The organism is Stutzerimonas kunmingensis, from assembly GCF_900114065.1.
GTDB classification, from domain to species: domain Bacteria; phylum Pseudomonadota; class Gammaproteobacteria; order Pseudomonadales; family Pseudomonadaceae; genus Stutzerimonas; species Stutzerimonas kunmingensis.
The window spans coordinates 389,895-405,845 of record NZ_FORS01000004.1 but is presented as its reverse complement, the minus strand read 5'-3'; the positions used below and the strand labels follow the sequence as shown (position 1 = coordinate 405,845).

At 64.4% G+C, this 15,951-nt stretch carries 12 protein-coding genes; 5 read left to right on the top strand and 7 right to left on the bottom strand.

Translation table 11 applies throughout. The features are described from left to right. The first annotated feature begins 78 nt into the window (after window positions 1-78). Window positions 79-4,161, top strand: coding sequence for an ATP-dependent RNA helicase HrpA (hrpA, locus tag BM275_RS13020; RefSeq protein ID WP_090521586.1), 4,083 nt, complete (start codon window positions 79-81; stop codon window positions 4,159-4,161). Window positions 4,162-4,199: 38 nt separating this feature from the next. Next, window positions 4,200-5,093, top strand: coding sequence for an EamA family transporter RarD (gene rarD / locus BM275_RS13015; RefSeq protein WP_090521583.1), 894 nt, complete (start codon window positions 4,200-4,202; stop codon window positions 5,091-5,093). 102 nt (window positions 5,094-5,195) lie between these two features. Here rarD and BM275_RS13010 read toward each other — a convergent pair whose 3' ends face one another. Genes BM275_RS13010 through BM275_RS13000 form a run of 3 tightly spaced genes read right to left on the bottom strand, consistent with a single transcriptional unit; the run spans window position 5,196 to window position 8,448 of the window. Beyond that, window positions 5,196-6,047, bottom strand: coding sequence for an FHA domain-containing protein (locus BM275_RS13010; RefSeq protein WP_090521580.1), 852 nt, complete (start codon window positions 6,045-6,047; stop codon window positions 5,196-5,198). 57 nt (window positions 6,048-6,104) lie between these two features. Continuing rightward, a complete protein-coding gene (locus BM275_RS13005) occupies window positions 6,105-7,652 on the bottom strand; it encodes a serine/threonine-protein kinase (protein ID WP_090521577.1) in 1,548 nt (515 codons plus the stop codon). A 19-nt stretch (window positions 7,653-7,671) separates the two neighbouring features. Further along, complete coding sequence (locus tag BM275_RS13000; RefSeq protein WP_090521572.1) at window positions 7,672-8,448, bottom strand: PP2C family protein-serine/threonine phosphatase; 777 nt, start codon at window positions 8,446-8,448, stop codon at window positions 7,672-7,674. A gap of 290 nt (window positions 8,449-8,738) precedes the next feature. On the opposite strand from BM275_RS13000, the gene BM275_RS12995 reads away from it, so the two are divergent. Then, on the top strand, window positions 8,739-9,878 hold the full coding sequence (locus BM275_RS12995; protein WP_045666616.1) for a sensor histidine kinase: 1,140 nt from the start codon (window positions 8,739-8,741) through the stop codon (window positions 9,876-9,878). 22 nt (window positions 9,879-9,900) lie between these two features. On the opposite strand, the gene BM275_RS12990 is transcribed toward BM275_RS12995, so the two are convergent. Both BM275_RS12990 and BM275_RS12985 read right to left on the bottom strand, forming a co-directional pair. After that, window positions 9,901-10,632: a TrmH family RNA methyltransferase gene (locus BM275_RS12990; protein ID WP_090521568.1), complete on the bottom strand. Its 732-nt coding sequence runs from the start codon at window positions 10,630-10,632 to the stop codon at window positions 9,901-9,903. Window positions 10,633-10,643: 11 nt separating this feature from the next. Beyond that, a complete protein-coding gene (locus BM275_RS12985) occupies window positions 10,644-12,281 on the bottom strand; it encodes an NAD(P)/FAD-dependent oxidoreductase (protein WP_090521565.1) in 1,638 nt (545 codons plus the stop codon). A 247-nt stretch (window positions 12,282-12,528) separates the two neighbouring features. Between BM275_RS12985 and rlmE the strand changes: the two genes are divergently transcribed. Both rlmE and BM275_RS12975 read left to right on the top strand, forming a co-directional pair. Then, window positions 12,529-13,149, top strand: a complete 621-nt coding sequence (gene rlmE / locus BM275_RS12980) for a 23S rRNA (uridine(2552)-2'-O)-methyltransferase RlmE (RefSeq protein ID WP_003300908.1) — start codon at window positions 12,529-12,531, stop codon at window positions 13,147-13,149. An 88-nt stretch (window positions 13,150-13,237) separates the two neighbouring features. Continuing rightward, a complete protein-coding gene (locus BM275_RS12975; RefSeq protein ID WP_090521562.1) occupies window positions 13,238-13,882 on the top strand; it encodes an ion channel in 645 nt (214 codons plus the stop codon). Window positions 13,883-13,946: 64 nt separating this feature from the next. Here the strand turns inward: BM275_RS12975 and BM275_RS12970 are convergent, their stop codons facing one another. After that, window positions 13,947-14,762 carry an alpha/beta fold hydrolase gene (locus BM275_RS12970; protein WP_090521559.1) on the bottom strand — a complete coding sequence of 272 codons (816 nt, stop codon included), beginning with the start codon at window positions 14,760-14,762 and terminating at the stop codon, window positions 13,947-13,949. A 222-nt stretch (window positions 14,763-14,984) separates the two neighbouring features. Continuing rightward, window positions 14,985-15,872: a YghX family hydrolase gene (gene yghX, locus BM275_RS12965; RefSeq protein ID WP_090521555.1), complete on the bottom strand. Its 888-nt coding sequence runs from the start codon at window positions 15,870-15,872 to the stop codon at window positions 14,985-14,987. Window positions 15,873-15,951 lie beyond the last annotated feature (79 nt).

Sequence of the window (15,951 nt, the reverse complement as noted above, 5' to 3'; positions counted from 1 at the left end):
TGCACACACCCTTTCCCTTCGGCCGGCCGGGCAAATCTGCGACAATCGCGCCCTTCTCGAATTGCCCCACGGCTGTCCATGACCGACGCAACGCCCGCTATCGATACCCTGCTAAAGAATCTCGACCAGGCCCTGTTCGCTGATCGCCACCGCCTGCGCCGGCAGCTGCACGAGCTGAGAAAGCAGCCGGACGAGGCCAAACTGGCCCAGTGGCTGGAGCGCTTCCAGGCTTCGGTGGCCAAGGTTGAGGCGCGCAGGCAGAGTGTGCCGCGCATTCGCTACGACGATAGCCTGCCAATCGCCGCCAAGCGCGACGAGATCAAGGCCGCGCTGGAAAAGCACCAGGTGCTGGTGATCGCCGGTGAGACCGGCTCGGGCAAGACCACGCAGCTGCCGAAAATCTGCCTGGAGATCGGCCGTGGCGTGCACGGGCTGATCGGCCATACCCAGCCGCGCCGGCTCGCAGCGCGCAGCGTCGCCACGCGGGTGGCAGAGGAAATCGGCACGCCACTCGGTGAGCTGGTGGGTTATCAGGTGCGTTTCGAGGATCAGAGCAAGGACAGCTCGCTGATCAAGCTGATGACCGACGGCATCCTGCTGGCCGAGACGCAGCACGACCGCTTCCTCGAGCGTTACGACACCATCATCGTCGACGAGGCCCACGAGCGTTCGCTGAACATCGACTTCCTACTCGGCTTTCTCAAGACCCTGCTGCCGCGCCGGCCGGATCTGAAGGTCATCATCACCTCGGCGACCATCGACCTGCAGCGTTTTAGCGAGCATTTCGACGGTGCGCCCATCGTCGAGGTGTCCGGGCGTACCTACCCGGTGGAGACCTGGTATCGGCCACTGGCGGCCGAGATCGACGAGGACGGCAACCGGGTGGAGGACGACCTGACCGTCGACCAGGGCATCCTCGCCGCGCTGGACGAGATCGCCGCCCACGAGCAGAGCGTCGGCAAGCGCCCCGGCGATGTGCTGGTGTTCCTCCCCGGCGAACGCGAAATTCGCGACGCGGCCGAGGTGCTGCGCAAGGCCTATCTGAAGTTCACCGAGGTGCTGCCGCTGTATGCGCGGCTGACGCCGGCCGAGCAGCAGAAGATTTTCCAGCCGCGACCGGGGCGCAAGATCGTGCTGGCCACCAACGTCGCCGAGACTTCGCTGACCGTGCCCGGTATCCGCTACGTGATCGATTCCGGTACCGCGCGCATCAGCCGCTACAGCTACCGCGCCAAGGTTCAGCGGCTGCCGATCGAGGCGGTGTCCCAGGCCAGCGCCAACCAACGCAAGGGGCGCTGCGGGCGGGTCGAGCCGGGTATCTGCATTCGGCTTTACAGCGAGGAGGATTTTCTCGGCCGGCCGGAATTCACCGATCCGGAGATCCTGCGCACCAACCTCGCCGCGGTGATCCTGCAGATGCTGCATCTGCGCCTGGGCGACATCCAGGATTTCCCCTTTATCGAGCCGCCGGATGGCAAGGCCATCAGTGATGGCTTCAACCTCTTGCAGGAACTTTCGGCGGTCAACCGCGAGAATCAGCTGACCCCGCTGGGTCGCCAGCTGGCGCGCCTGCCGATCGACCCGCGACTGGGTCGCATGCTTCTCGAAGCCGCACAGCAGGGCAGCCTCGCCGAAGTCCTGATCGTTGCCAGCGCACTCTCAGTGCAGGACGTGCGCGAACGTCCGGCCGACCGCCAGCAGGCCGCCGATCAGGCCCATGCGCAGTGGAAGGACCCCGACTCGGACTTCGCCGCGCTGATCAATATCTGGCGCGGTTTTGAGGAAAAGCGCCAGGAGCTAGGCTCCAACCCGCTGCGCAGCTGGTGCCGGAAGAATTTCCTCAACTATCTGCGTCTGCGCGAGTGGCGTGACGCGCATCGCCAGCTGACTCTGATTGCCCGAGAACTCAAGCTTGGTTCGGGCAGGTCGGTGGATGGCTCCGGACAACCACCGCGTGCCGATAAGGCACGTAGGGTGGAAGACGGCGAAGCCTCTTCCACGCGTCCGGCCGGGGCCAGCGCCCAACCCGTACCGACCAAGGACACCAAGGTCAACGTCATCCTCCGCCAGCAGGCCGAAGCCAGCGAGGCGGCGCAGAAGGCCAAGGGCTACGCGGCGGTGCACAAGGCCATCCTCGCCGGCCTGCTCAGCCAGATCGGCAACAAGACCGAGGAGGGCGACTTCCTCGGCGCGCGCCAGCGGCGCTTCTGGGTGCATCCATCCAGCGTGATCGGGCGCAAGAAACCCAACTGGCTGATGGCCGCCGAGCTGGTGGAGACCACCAAGCTGTTCGCGCGCATGGTTGCCAAGATCGAGCCGGACTGGATCGAGCCGCTGGCCGGGCACCTGATCAAGAAGAACCACTTCGAGCCGCACTGGGAGAAGAAGCGCGGGCAGGTGGTGGCCTACGAGCAGGTGACGCTCTACGGAATGATCGTCTTTGGCCGCCGGCCAGTGCACTACGGGCCGATCGATCCGCCGGCGGCCCGCGAGCTGTTCATCCGCGAAGGGCTGGTGCGTGGAGAGATGCACAGCCGTGCGCGCGCCCTCAGTGCCAATCGCGAACTGCTCGAACGCCTCGACGAACTGGAAGCCAAGGCGCGGCGACGCGACATCCTCGCCGACGAGGAAACGCTGTTCGACTACTACGATGCGCGCCTGCCGACGGACATTTACCAGACCGCCAGCTTCGAGAACTGGTACAAGCGCGAAAGCGCCAAGGACTCGCAGCTGCTGATCATGCGCGAGGAAGACGTGCTCGCCCGCGAGGCCAGCGAGGTCACCGCCGCGCAGTATCCGGATTACCTGCGCATCGGCGAGCTGCAGTTGCCGCTGGAATACCATTTCGAGCCCAACCACCCGCGCGATGGCGTCACCCTGCGCGTACCGGCGCCGTTGCTGCCACAGTTGCGCAGCGAGCGGCTCGACTGGTTGGTGCCGGGGCTGCTGCAAACCAAAGCCGTAGCGCTGGTGCGCAACCTGCCCAAGGCACTGCGCAAGAACTTCGTGCCGGTGCCGGATTTCGTTGGCGCGGCGCTGGCCAAGATCAGCTTCGGTGAAGGCTCGTTGCCCGAGGCGCTGGGCCGCGAGCTGCTGCGCATGACCGGCGCGCGCGTATCGGACGAAGCGTGGGCCGAAGCGGCCGCCGGGCTGGAAAACCATCTGAAGATGAACATCGAAGTGGTCGATGCCCGCGGTAAGTTCCTCGGCGAAGGTCGTGACCTGGCCGAGCTGACTGCACGCTTCGCCGAGGCCAGCCAGGCCGCCTTGGCGCCGCCGCAGCAGAAAGCCGAACAGCAGCCGGTCGAAGCCAAGGGCTTCGCCCAGATCGCGGAAAAGGCCCAGGCGAAGATGGCCGGGCTGTCGATGACGGTCTATCCGGCGCTGGTGGAAGAGGGCGGGGTGGTCAAGGAAGGACGTTTCCCGACTCAGGCCGAAGCTGACTGGCAACACCGTCGCGCGTTGCAGCGCTTGTTGCTGCAGCAATTGGCGGAGCCGGCCAGATACCTGCGCAACAAGCTGCCGGGGCTCACTGAGCTGGGCCTGCTCTACCGCGACATGGGCAAGGTCGACGGGCTGGTCGAGGATATCCTCCTGGCGAGCCTGGGCAGCTGCATCCTCGACGGTGAAGCCCAGTTGCCGCGTGATGGCGCAGCCCTGGCGTCACTGGCCGAGCGCAAGCGCGGCGACTGGGCGGCGCATGCCGAGCGTCTGGCGCGCCTGACGCTGGAAATCCTCAAGCACTGGCACGGCCTGCAGAAGCGCTTCAAGGGCAAGATCGACCTGGCCCAGGCGGTGGCGCTGAACGACATCAAGGCGCAGCTGGGCAACCTTGTCTATCCGGGCTTTGTTCGCGAAACGCCTGCCGAGTGGCTGAAGGAGTACCCGCGCTACCTCAAGGCCATCGAGCAACGCTTCGAGAAGATCGGTGCGCAGCTGCAGCGTGATCGCGTCTGGTCCGGCGAGCTGGCCGGCTACTGGGAGCAGTACCAGACACGCCTGAAGAAGCACTTGCAGGAAGGCAAGCGCGATGCCGAGCTGGCGCTGTATCGCTGGATGCTCGAGGAATATCGCGTCTCGCTCTGGGCGCAGCAGCTTGGCACCAGGATGGCGGTTTCGGACAAGCGCCTGAACAAGCAGTGGAGCCAGGTCGAGCCCTGAGGTCGGGGCTGGCACGAATCGTCAATCGCAGGAAGCCCATGGAAACTCGCAACAGGCTGGCGGGCGTCGCCGGCTCGCTCGCCGCATCGACGCTCTTCGCAACGCTGTATTACTACACGTCGCTGCTCGAGCCGTTGAGCGGCCAGCAGATCTACGGCTGGCGCATTCTGCTCACCGCACCCTGCCTGGCGTTGCTACTGCTCGCCATCGGTCGCTGGGGCGAGGTCCGCGAGATCCTTGTACGCGTACCGGCCGAGGCGCGACTGTGGCTAGCGCTGCCGCTGTCTTCGGCGCTGGTCGGTTTGCAGCTGTGGCTGTTCACGTGGGCGCCGATCAACGGCCACGGGCTGGACGTTTCGCTCGGCTACTTTCTGCTGCCGCTGACACTGGTACTTACCGGGCGCCTGGTTTTCGGCGAAACGATCAGTCGATTGCAACGCCTGGCCTGTCTGCTGGCGGCTGTAGGCGTGGGCAATCAGCTGCTACTGGCTTCGTCACTGTCATGGCCGGTACTCGCCGTTGCCCTGGGTTACCCGTGCTACTTCGTTCTGCGCCGCAAGCTCGGCACCGCCAGTCTTGGCGGGCTCTGGGTGGACCTGGTCATCAGCCTGCCGGTTGCTGCGCTGTTCGTCCTAGGCAGCGGTGACACGTTGAACCTGCTTGCCGGCAACCCCCGCCTGCCATTGCTGATCGCCGGCCTGGGCGCGCTCAGCGCGCTGGCGTTGGGGCTGATGATCAACGCCAGCAAATACCTCAGCCTGACCCTGTTCGGCCTGCTCAGCTATGTCGAGCCGGTACTGTTGGTGGTCGTGGCGCTGCTGCTTGGCGAGAGCATCGCGCCGGACCAGTGGCTGACCTACGGGGCGATCTGGGCGGCGATTGTGGTGTTGGTCCTCGAAGGATTGCGGGCGCTGCGTCGGGGACGAGGGTAGCGTTCGGTAGAGATTGAGAAGGTGCCGAGGTTTCATCGGGCAGGCGCCGGCTGCTAGGGCAGAAAGCGGCACTGCATGGCCGCCGCTCAAGCCTGTTAGTTGCTAGATCATCTGCTGCGCAACCAGCCCGGCGACAATGGCCAGCCCCAGCGCGCCGAGCAGCATGCCAAGGCGCCATGCGGATTTACCTGGCTCACGAGCAGGAGCGGCGGCAACAGGTGCCGCCGCGTGCAGCGGGTTCGGCGTGGCAGGGCGGGGGCGGGAAGGTTTCGGCTGGGGGGCGACCGTGGTGGGCAGGTCGGTGGCGCAGACGAATACGGTAGCGTCTTCGTCGACGACTTCCGGGGTGCTGACCTTGGGCCCGATCACCAGCAGTGTGGTATTGCCCAGCTGGATCTGGTCGCCCGGCTGCAGCACAGCGGTCGTGACCTTCTCGCGGTTCACCAGCAGGCCGTTCGCTGAGGCCAGGTCCTTCACTTCCAGCACATCGCCCTTGAGATAGAACTCGGCGTGGCGGCGGGACAGTTCCGCATCGCTGAAGCAGAGCTCGCATTTGACCGAGCGGCCGAAGGTCATCGAGCCAGTGATGTGGTACTTGTGGCCCTGGTTCTCGCCCTTGACCACCTGCAACAGCCAGCGCGGGGCGCTCGCCACCTTGGTGCCGGCCTTGGCCGGATCGACGATCTGCAGTTCCAGCGCGCCCAGGCGCAGGCGGTCGCCGGAACGAATCTGGTAGCGCTCGCCGACCTTCTCGTCATTGACGTAGGTGCCGCCAGGCGTGCCGAGGTCGGTGAGGTAATAGAAGCGGTTTTCCAGCAGCAGTTCGGCGTGAAATGGCGCGACCCCGGCGTCGTTGGCCACCAGCTTGTTGCTGCGGTCCGAACCGAGGGTGAAGCGTTCATCGGCAAGCCAGACCGGACTCTGGCGATTGTCAGCGAAGTGGATCCTGAGCATGGCGCGGTACCTTTTAGCGGAGCGGGCGACGGTCTGAGCCGAACGGCACTCGGCGAATTATTGGTTGAATATCCGGTTCCACAGGCGCTTGACTGGGTTGGCTGGCGCTTGCGAGGTCTGCGTGTTGGTCGGCGCGGCGCGTGAGGTGCTGGCCGTTGTGCGTTTCACCGGGCGCGGCGCCCGGGCCTTGGCAACCCGCTGAGCATGCGCGTCGTGCAGCGCGAGCAGGGGCGCATAGTCCGGGGTGGCTTCCAGCCCCTGCTGGATGTACTCCAGCGCCAGGGCGAACTCGCGGCGCCCGTAGGCTGCTTCGGCTAGCTCGACATAACGCTCGCTGACCTGCACCAGCCCGTTGCGGGCCACCTCGTTTTCCGGCAACCAGCCCAGCACCTGCTGGTAGTAGTGCACCGCGCTGTCTTCGGCGGGTTGCAGCAATTGATCATTTGCCAGCCGTTGCGCCGCCAGTTCCAGTGCCTGGGCGATGCGGGCATCGAGCACGCGGCGTATGCCGTCGAGGGCCTCGGCATTGTCGGAATCCAGGCGCAGGGCCTGGCGGTAGTAGTAGTCGGCATTGTCGAACGCCGGTGCAGTCAGTTGCCCCTCATCCAGGCGTGCCTCGGCGCGGGTCAGGTAGTCGTTGATGCGGCTGTATTGCAGCCACTGGTAGCCGCCGGCGGCCAATGCGGCGACTGTCACGATCAGCGCCGCACCGATCACCGCCCAGCGGCCGATGCCACGACGGCGACGGCGGCGTCTGGTCGGCGCCTCGATGAATGCCGCCGGTGCGATGCGGGTCTGGTCCATGTCCGGCTCGGTGAGCGTGTCGATGGCTGCCAGCAGCTCACGGCAATTGCCGAAGCGCTCATCCGGCTGCTTGGCCAGCATGCGGTCGAGCAGTGGCTGGTAGGGCGCGAGCGCTGGCGGCAGTTGCGGCAAGGGCATCTGCAGGTGGTTGAGCACGGTTTGCGGATAGCTGCTGGCGCGGAACGGGTTGGTCCCGGTGAGCATCTCGGCGAGTATCACTCCCAGACTGTAGATGTCGCTGCGCGCATCGAGTGGCTGGCACTGGGCCTGCTCCGGGCTGCTGTAGGCAGGGCTGCCGACGGCGATGCCGAAGTGGGTGAGCTCGTTATCCAGCTCTACGGCCTTGGCTACGCCGAAGTCGGTGAGCACCACGCTGCCGTCGTCACGGAAGAGGATATTGGCTGGCTTCACGTCTCTATGGACTAGCCCGCCGTCGTGCACCACCGCCAGGCCGCCGGCCAGCTGACGGATGATGTCCAGCGCGCGCGATGGTGAGAAGACAATGCCGCGGTGTTGCGCCAGGTCGCCGCCGCCGAGGTATTCCATGGCCAGGTAGTGCCGGCCATCGGCGATCTGGCCGATGTCGTGGATGGTGATGATCGCCGGGTGGCGTAGCGAGGCGACGATATGGCCTTCCTGGATGAAGCGCTCGGTGAACGCTGCATCTTCCGTGCGCAGCAGCACCTTGACGGCCACCTCGCGATCCAGCGACAGCTGGGTGGCCAGGTAGACCTCGGCCATTCCGCCTTTTCCGAGCCGCTTGTGCAGGCGATAGCCCGGTATTTCCAGCATCCGATGCATTGTAGAAACTCGCGCTTGCTTACGACTTGAGGGGTTTTAACAGCATGTTGATGAAGCGCCGCCCGCGGGACTCGGCCGCCGGGAGGGGGGCGGTGCGGCCGATGACGATGCAGGAGATGTTGTCGCGGCCGCCGTGTTCATTGGCCTGGTCGATCAGCTGTTCCACCAGGTTCTCGAGGGTATCGGCAAAGGTGCAGCTGGCGTGGATCTGCGCGTCGGTCAGCTCGTTGGTCAGGCCGTCACTGCATAGCAGCAGCAGCTCGCCGGGCTTGAGGGTGCCGCTGTGGGCACCGACTTCCAGCGGCGCCTCGCGTCCCAGACAGCGCAGGATGATGTTGCGCCAGGCGTGGCCTTGAGCCTCGGCCGGCTTCAGCTCCCCGGCGTCGATCATCATCTGCACCCAACTATGGTCCCGCGTAAGCTGCTCGATACCGTTGGCGGTGACCAGATAGGCGCGGCTGTCGCCGACCCAGGTGAGTTCGAAGTCGGCACCCTTGAAATGTGCTGCGACCAGCGTGGTGCCCATGCCGTCGTCCACAGCCGCGTCAAGTACTGCCTGGTTGGCGTGCTGAACCGCTGTCTGCAGCGGATCGCCGTCCTCGATCGCCTGCTGCAGCGCAGACAGTGCCAGGCTGCTTGCAACCTCCCCGCATTGATGCCCACCCATGCCGTCGGCGATGGCCCAGAGCCCCAGCTCCGGCGCGCAGAGCAGTGCATCTTCATTATGGCTGCGCCTGCGCCCTGGCGAGCTTTGCCCGGCGTAGTCCAGCAATGAATCAGAAAGGGTAGGTTGCATGCGAGGGCCTGCGGCACGACGTCGAGCGAGCATGATGCGTGGGGCTCGTAGGGCTGTCATCGACCGGCACCGCGACAAGCGCAAAACTGTTAACTCGCGCAAAGGGCAGCTTTATTTTTCGGCTGTTATCCGCGAATGCTGGTAGCCCGATATGAGCAAGCGCGTTCACGCAAACCGGCCAGCTAAAAGTTACTACTGCTGGCGCTGCTTCCCTGTAGTCTCGGCTTCCGCTCCTCACTGACACACCTGTCGTCGCTACAACCATCCGTTTCAGTCACGAGGAGCAAACCATGCGCTTGGCCGATTTCATTCTGGAAAACATCGAACCCATCCTTCAGCAGTGGGAAGACTTCGCCAAGACGATGACACCCGCCGCCAACGGCATGGATTCGGTGGCGTTGCGGGACCATGCGGAGCAGATGTTGCTGGCGATCGCCGCCGATCTGCGCACGGCCCAATCGGTGAAGGTGCGGATCGCCAAATCCCATGGGAAGGCGTCGCCGTCACGAGATGCCACTCCCGCGGAAACCCACGCTGACATCCGCTACTCGTCGGGCTTCACGATCGCGCAGGTCATCGCCGAGTACCGGGCATTGCGCACCAGTGTGCTGGTCCTGTGGATGTCGTCCGATGCAACGTCGAAAGAGCACGAGATTTCGGACATCATCCGCTTCAACGAAGCGATCGATCAGGCCCTCGCCGAGTCTGTGGTCTGCTATGCGGACGCAGTGGATGCCGCGCGAAATGTCTTTCTCGGCATATTGGGCCACGACCTGCGAAGCCCCCTCGGCGCCATATTGCTGAGTGCTGACGTACTGCTACGCACAGGGGATCTGCCTCCAAAGCCGACCATCAACGTGTCGCGTATCTATACGAGCGTGAAACGCTCCATCAAGATCGTCGGCGACCTGTTGGACTTTACCCGCACGCACTCAGGCGTAGGCATTCCGGTGCGCATGGACAGCGAAGATCTGGCGCACGCGTGTGAAGGCATGGTTGAAGAGGCGAGGGCGTTCAACCCCGACCGACAGATCGTCCTGCAGTCGGAGCCGAGCCTTCCTGGGCAGTTCGATAAATCGCGAATGGAGCAGGTGATTGCCAACCTGATTGGCAACGCCGTCGAGCATGGCGAGGCGGGGACACCGATTACGGTCAGCCTGAAAAGCGATGAGGGGATCGCCGCGCTGACGGTTCACAACGTCGGCCGGCCCATCGCCGAATCGGCAAAAAGCAGCCTCTTCAATCCGATGGTGCGTCACATCCAGAGCGGCAACGCCGAGTACGGTGCGGGCGCGGGGCTCGGCCTTGGACTGTATATCGCATCCGCCATAGTCGATGCTCACCACGGCAGTATCGAGTTTGAGTCGATGGCCGGTAGCGGCACCACGTTCACGGTGCGCATACCCCTGGGCGGCGAGCAGGCTGCATAGTGCAGCCCACCTCAAGCAGCGGCTATCTGCTCAATTCGTACGCGCACATGTTGACTGTTGCCGCCAGATTCAGCGATTCGATGGCGCCACACCCGGGAATCGTGAATGGCTGGGCTTTGAGTGAGGCCAGCTGTTCGCGTGGCACGCCGCGGGCTTCGTTCCCGAACAGGTAGCAATCGAAGGCGCGGAAACTCGCCGATTGCACCGGCTCGCCGCTCATATCCAGGCAGGCGATGCGCTGGAAGCGGGTGTGCAACGAATCCAGCTCCACATCCAGCTCCATCGGCGCATGAAAGATAGCGCCCATGCTCGAACGCACGACCTTGGGGTTGTACGGGTCGACGCTGCCGGGGCTGAGCAGGCAGCGAAAACCACCGAACCACGCCAGCGTGCGCAGGATGGTGCCGAGGTTGCCCGGGTCCTGGATTTGATGCAGGTAGATGGCGCGCTCGCCCGCGAGCGGCGCAGCAACCGGCGCGCCTGTCGCTGGCATCGGCACCAGCGCAACGATGCCCTGCGGGGTCTTGGTATCGGCGATCTGCGCCATCTGGCGATCGCTGATCAGGTGGGTCTTGAACGGGCTTTGCCAGTGCTCGTAGGCGCTGGTCACATACAGCTCGCTGCGTTGCAGCAGCGGGTTATGCAAGCCCGCCTTCTGCAGCTCCAGCACCAGATGCTCGCCCTCCACCAGAAAATGCCCGAACTCGGTCCGGTACTTTTTCTGGTGCAGCTTCTTGATGTCGTCGAATTTCATCAGGGCGGCGCTCAGTTGCTCTGCACTTCGGTGTGTTCCACTTCAGCCAGCATCGACTTGGCCAGCGCCTCGGCAACCTTGATGCCATCCACGCCTGCCGAGAGAATGCCGCCGGCGTAACCGGCGCCTTCACCGGCCGGATACAGACCGCGCAGGTTGAGGCTTTGCAACGTCTCGTTGTCACGGGTGATGCGCACCGGCGACGAGGTGCGGGTTTCGATGCCGGTAAGCACCGCATCAGCACGATCGAAGCCGCGGATCTGCTTGCCGAACGCCGGCAGCGCTTCGCGGATCGCCTCGATTGCATACTCGGGCAGCGACGGCGCCAGATCGCCCAGGCGCACGCCCGGTTTGTAGGAGGGCTCGACCTCGCCGAACGCGGTAGATGGCACGCCGCGAATGAAGTCGCCGACCAATTGCGCGGGGGCGCAGTAATCGTTGCCACCCAGCTCATAAGCGCGCGACTCCAGACGCTCCTGCAGTGCTAAGCCGGCCAGCGGATCGCCAGGGAAATCCTGCTCAGGGTTGATGCCAACGACGATGCCGGCATTGGCATTGCGCTCATTGCGCGAATACTGGCTCATGCCGTTGGTCACCACGCGCCCCGGCTCGGACGTGGCGGCCACGACGGTGCCGCCCGGGCACATGCAGAAGCTGTAAACCGCACGGCCGTTCTTGGCGTGGTACACCAGCTTGTAGTCCGCAGCACCCAGCTCCGGATGGCCGGCGTACTTGCCCAGCCGGGCCTGGTCGATCATGCCCTGCGGGTGTTCGATGCGGAAACCGATGGCAAACGGCTTGGCCTCGATGAACACGCCCTGGCGATGCAGCATGCGCACGGTATCGCGGGAGCTGTGCCCCAGCGCCAGCACCACATGGCGACTCTTGATCGTCTCGCCGCTGGCCAGCACCACGCCTTCGAGCTGGCCATCGTTGATCACGAGGTCGGTCACTTTGCTCTCGAAGCGTACTTCGCCGCCGAGGGCGATGATCTCCTCGCGCATGGTCGAGACCACGCCGGTAAGGCGGAAGGTACCGATGTGCGGCTTGCTCACATACATGATCTCGGCCGGTGCGCCGGCACGAACGAACTCGTGCACCACCTTGCGCGCGTAGAACTTGGGGTCCTTGATCTGGCTGTAGAGCTTGCCGTCCGAGAACAGCCCCGCGCCGCCCTCGCCGAACTGCACGTTGGATTCCGGCGTCAGGACCTTCTTGCGCCACAGCGCCCAGGTGTCCTTGGTACGGCTGCGTACATCCTTGCCGCGCTCCAGCACGATGGGCTTGAAGCCCATCTGTGCGAGCAGCAGCGCGGCGAACAATCCGCAGGGGCCGAAGCCCACCACCAGCGGTCGCTCGCTCAGATTGGCTGGCGCCTGGCCTACAGGGTAGTAGTTGGTGTCCGGCGCTGGACGCACGTTGTGGTCATCGGCAAAACGCGCCAGGACGGCCGCCTCGTCGCGGGCCTCCAGATCGATGATGTAGATGAACAGAATGACGCTGTTCTTCTTCCGGGCATCGTAGCTGCGCTTGAATACGGTGAAATTCAGCAGATCGGCGTCGTTGATGTTCAGGCGTTTGACGATGGCCTGGCGCAGCTCATCGGCGGAATGATCGAGGGGCAGGGACAGCTCGTTGATGCGAATCATGGCGGTAATCCTGGCCGGTGACTCCGGCAGAGGAAGAAGAAGGGGCGGGGAGTAGGGCGCGGATTGTACCCGTCGCCGCTCGTGCCTGTCAGGCTGCGCTGATGGCCTTCCACGCCTTGTGTGCTGCGACCAGCGCCCGCGAGGCGGCATTATCGGCTTATAATCGCCGCCACTTTGCGTCCAATGGTTGTGCCTTGCTGCGCCGTTGGTCCGCGTCTTACCTTGATTCTCCGTGGTTGGCTCTATCATGAAACGATCCAAAAGCAGCCGTCGTTGGCTGGATGAACACGTCAACGATCCCTTCGTCAAACGCGCCCAGAAGGACGGCTTGCGCTCGCGCTCCAGCTACAAGCTGATCGAGCTGAACGAGAAGGACAAGTTGATACGCCCCGGCATGCTGGTCATGGATCTCGGCTCCGCTCCCGGTGGCTGGTCGCAGGTGGCCGGCGGCATCGTCGGTGAGAAGGGCAGGGTGCTGGCGACCGACATCCTGCCGATGGGCGGGCTGGACAACGTCGATTTCGTGCAGGGCGACTTCACCGAAGACGCTGTTTTTCAGCAGATCCTCGACATGCTCGACGGCCGGCAGCCCGATCTGATCGTCTCCGACATCGCGCCGAACATCAGTGGCGTCGCCGCCGCCGACCAGGCTGCTTCGATGTACCTGGTCGAGCTGACCCTCGACATGGTTCGCCAGGTGCTCAAGCCCGGCGGCAACTACGTGGTCAAGGTCTTCCAGGGCGAAGGCTCGGACGACTTTCTCAAGGATGTACGCAGCTCGTTCGAGAAGGTGTCGATCCGCAAACCGGAAGCATCGCGCCCGCGTTCGCGTGAGGTCTATCTGGTGGCGAAGGGGTTCAAGGGCTAAGGGCACTTTCAGTGCCCTGCCGCCAGTGCCCTACCGCGCGTTCCGCTCCCGCTACACCCGAGCTGGCTGATACATCGATAGGCAATCAATGCTGACCTACCTCGTGCGTTATCCCTCGGCAGCGCTGCTGTTTGTCCAGCTGCTCGGCATCCTGCTGTATCCCTTCATGGAAAACACCCCGCTCGGCCGCGCGGCCTTTGGTGCATTCGGCGTTGTGGTGCTGGTCCTGGCGTTGCGCATCGTCAACCGGAGCCCGACTCTGCATTCGCTGGCGTTCCTGATGGCCGCTGCGATCCTCGGACTGACGCTTGCCGTCGAACTGACAGCCGTGCCCGGCCTGCATCTGGCGTTGGTCGTGACCGAGTCGATGTTCTACTTCTACGCGGCGGCAGGCCTGATCGGCTACATGATGGAAGACCAGCGCACGACGACGGACGAACTGTTTGCCGTCGGTGCCACCTTCACGCTGCTGGCGTGGGCGTTCGCCTACGCCTATGCGGCCTGCCAGCTCGTTGCCCCTGGCAGTTTCGTCGCCAACCTGCAGCCGGATGAGCCCCGCTCGTGGATGGAACTGCTGTTTCTCAGCGTCACCGTACTCTCCGGTGTTGGCCTCGGTGACATCCTGCCGCTGCGGCCTGTGGCGCGGGCGCTGGTCATGCTCGAGGAAATTGCAGGGCTGATGTACATCGCCCTGGTCGTCTCGCGGGTAATCGGGCTGACCATCCGCCGTTAATGGCGCCTCCTGCAACGCCGCCCTTCCGAATGCCCTGTCGCCGAGAGAAACGCCAGGCAAGACCTTAGCCGATCGCCCGCAAGAACCGTCCAACCCGCTCCAGCACTACGTCCGGCTGCTCGCGATGCGGCACGTGGCCGACGTCGGGCAGCAGCGCCTGTTCGACATGGCCGCCGGCGTGCCGGGCGATCAGTTGCGGGTGGCGTTCGGAGCCGAATTCGTCGTTGTCGCCATGGATGGCCAGTGCCGGGCAGCGGACTCGAGGCAGGGCGTGGGCGAGGGTCCAGGAGGCGAAGTCGGGCGCGAGCCAGGTGTCGATCCACGCGCTGAGTACCCAGTCGCTGCGCTCGCCGTGGTAGCGGCGCAGGCGTTCGCGCTGTGTGGGGTCGGCGAACCAGCTTCTGGCCTGGCGGATGCCTTCCAGCGTGCGGGGTTCGACGAAGGTGACCGCCGACATCGTGATCATCGCCTGGCAGGCTGCTGGATATTGCGCGGCGCAATGCACCGCCATGCTGCCGCCGACGCTGTGACCGACCACCACAAAACGCTCGATACCCAGATGGTCCAGCACTTGGGCGAAGCCATGCGCCGCTTCATCCTCGACGAAGGTCGGCGCAGGCGGAGCGGTCAAACGGTCGGAGCGACCGAAGCCTAGCCGGTCATAGGCGACCACCGTGCGGCCGGTAGCCTGGGCGAGCGCGGCGGGGAAATCCTTCCACTGTTCGGTGCAGCCGAGCGACTCGTGCAGCAGCAGGATCGGTGCGCAGTTCGGGCGCAGCGCGCCGGTGTCGGGGAACCAGCTGCGGACGAACATCTGCCCATGCGTGCTCTGTACCCAGAGGTCTGCCGGGGCGTTGCCGAGCGTTGCGCTAGTGGTCATGGAGGGCTTTCCTGAGCGGTGCGGACCACATAGCAGTACTGGTCTTTTACGTAAACGTCAACATGCAGTGACGGATGTATCGACAGTGTGCTGCAGCCTTCGGGCCGGCAATGCAGCCGAAACCCGCACTGATGCGCGGGACAACGCGCGGGCGTTCTGGAGGCAAATCAGGTCAGCGCAGGGTTGGAGCCTGGCGGTATGGCCCGCTACGGCAGGAGCGTATCAGCTCAGATAACGCTGGAACCAGGCGATGGTGCGTTGCCAGGCCAGCTCAGCCGCCTGCTCGTCGTAGCGCGGGGTGCTGTCGTTGTGAAAGCCATGCTGGGTGCCCGGGTAGATGTAGGCCTCGTAGTGCTTGCCGGCCGCCTTGAGCGCGGCTTCATAGGCGGGCCAGGTTTCATTGACGCGCTCGTCGTGTTCGGCGAACTGGAACAGCAACGGTGCTTGAATTTTCTCCACATCCGCCGGATTGGCCTGACGGCCATAGAACGGCACTGCCGCCGCCAGTTCCGGGTATGCCACCGCGGCGGCATTGGCCACGCCACCGCCATAGCAGAAGCCGGTGATGCCGACCTTTTCGTTTGTGGCTTCATGAGCCATCAGCCATTCGATAGCGGCGAAGAAGTCGTTCATCAGTTTCTGCGGGTCGACCGCGGCCTGCAGTTCACGGCCCTTGTCGTCGTTGCCGGGATAGCCGCCGACCGAACTCAGCCCGTCCGGTGCGAGGGCGACGAAACCGGTCTTGGCCACGCGCCGTGCGACGTCTTCGATATAGGGGTTGAGGCCGCGATTCTCGTGGACGACAACGATGCCTGGCACCTTGCCCTCGGCCTTGACCGGACGGACCAGGTAGGCGCGCACCTCACCGTGGCCGTTGGGCGATGGGTAGCTGACGTATTCGGCGATGATGTCCGGATCGGTGAAGGCGACCTGCTGGGCCAACGCATAGTTGGGCGTGAGCGCATCGAGCACCGCCACGGCGGCCGTGCTGCACAGCGTGAAGGCCGCGGCGCGGTCGAGGAATTCCCGGCGGCTGAGCTTGCCGTGGACGTAGAAGTCGTAGAGCTCGAGCAGTTCGGGGGCGAAGTCTTTCGCGGTAAGACGTTCCATCGGCGGCTCCGTCGAGTATCGAAAGCGATGCTGGGTGTTTGCGCTGACAGCGGGTGCAGCAGCCAGTGTAGTCAGCCGG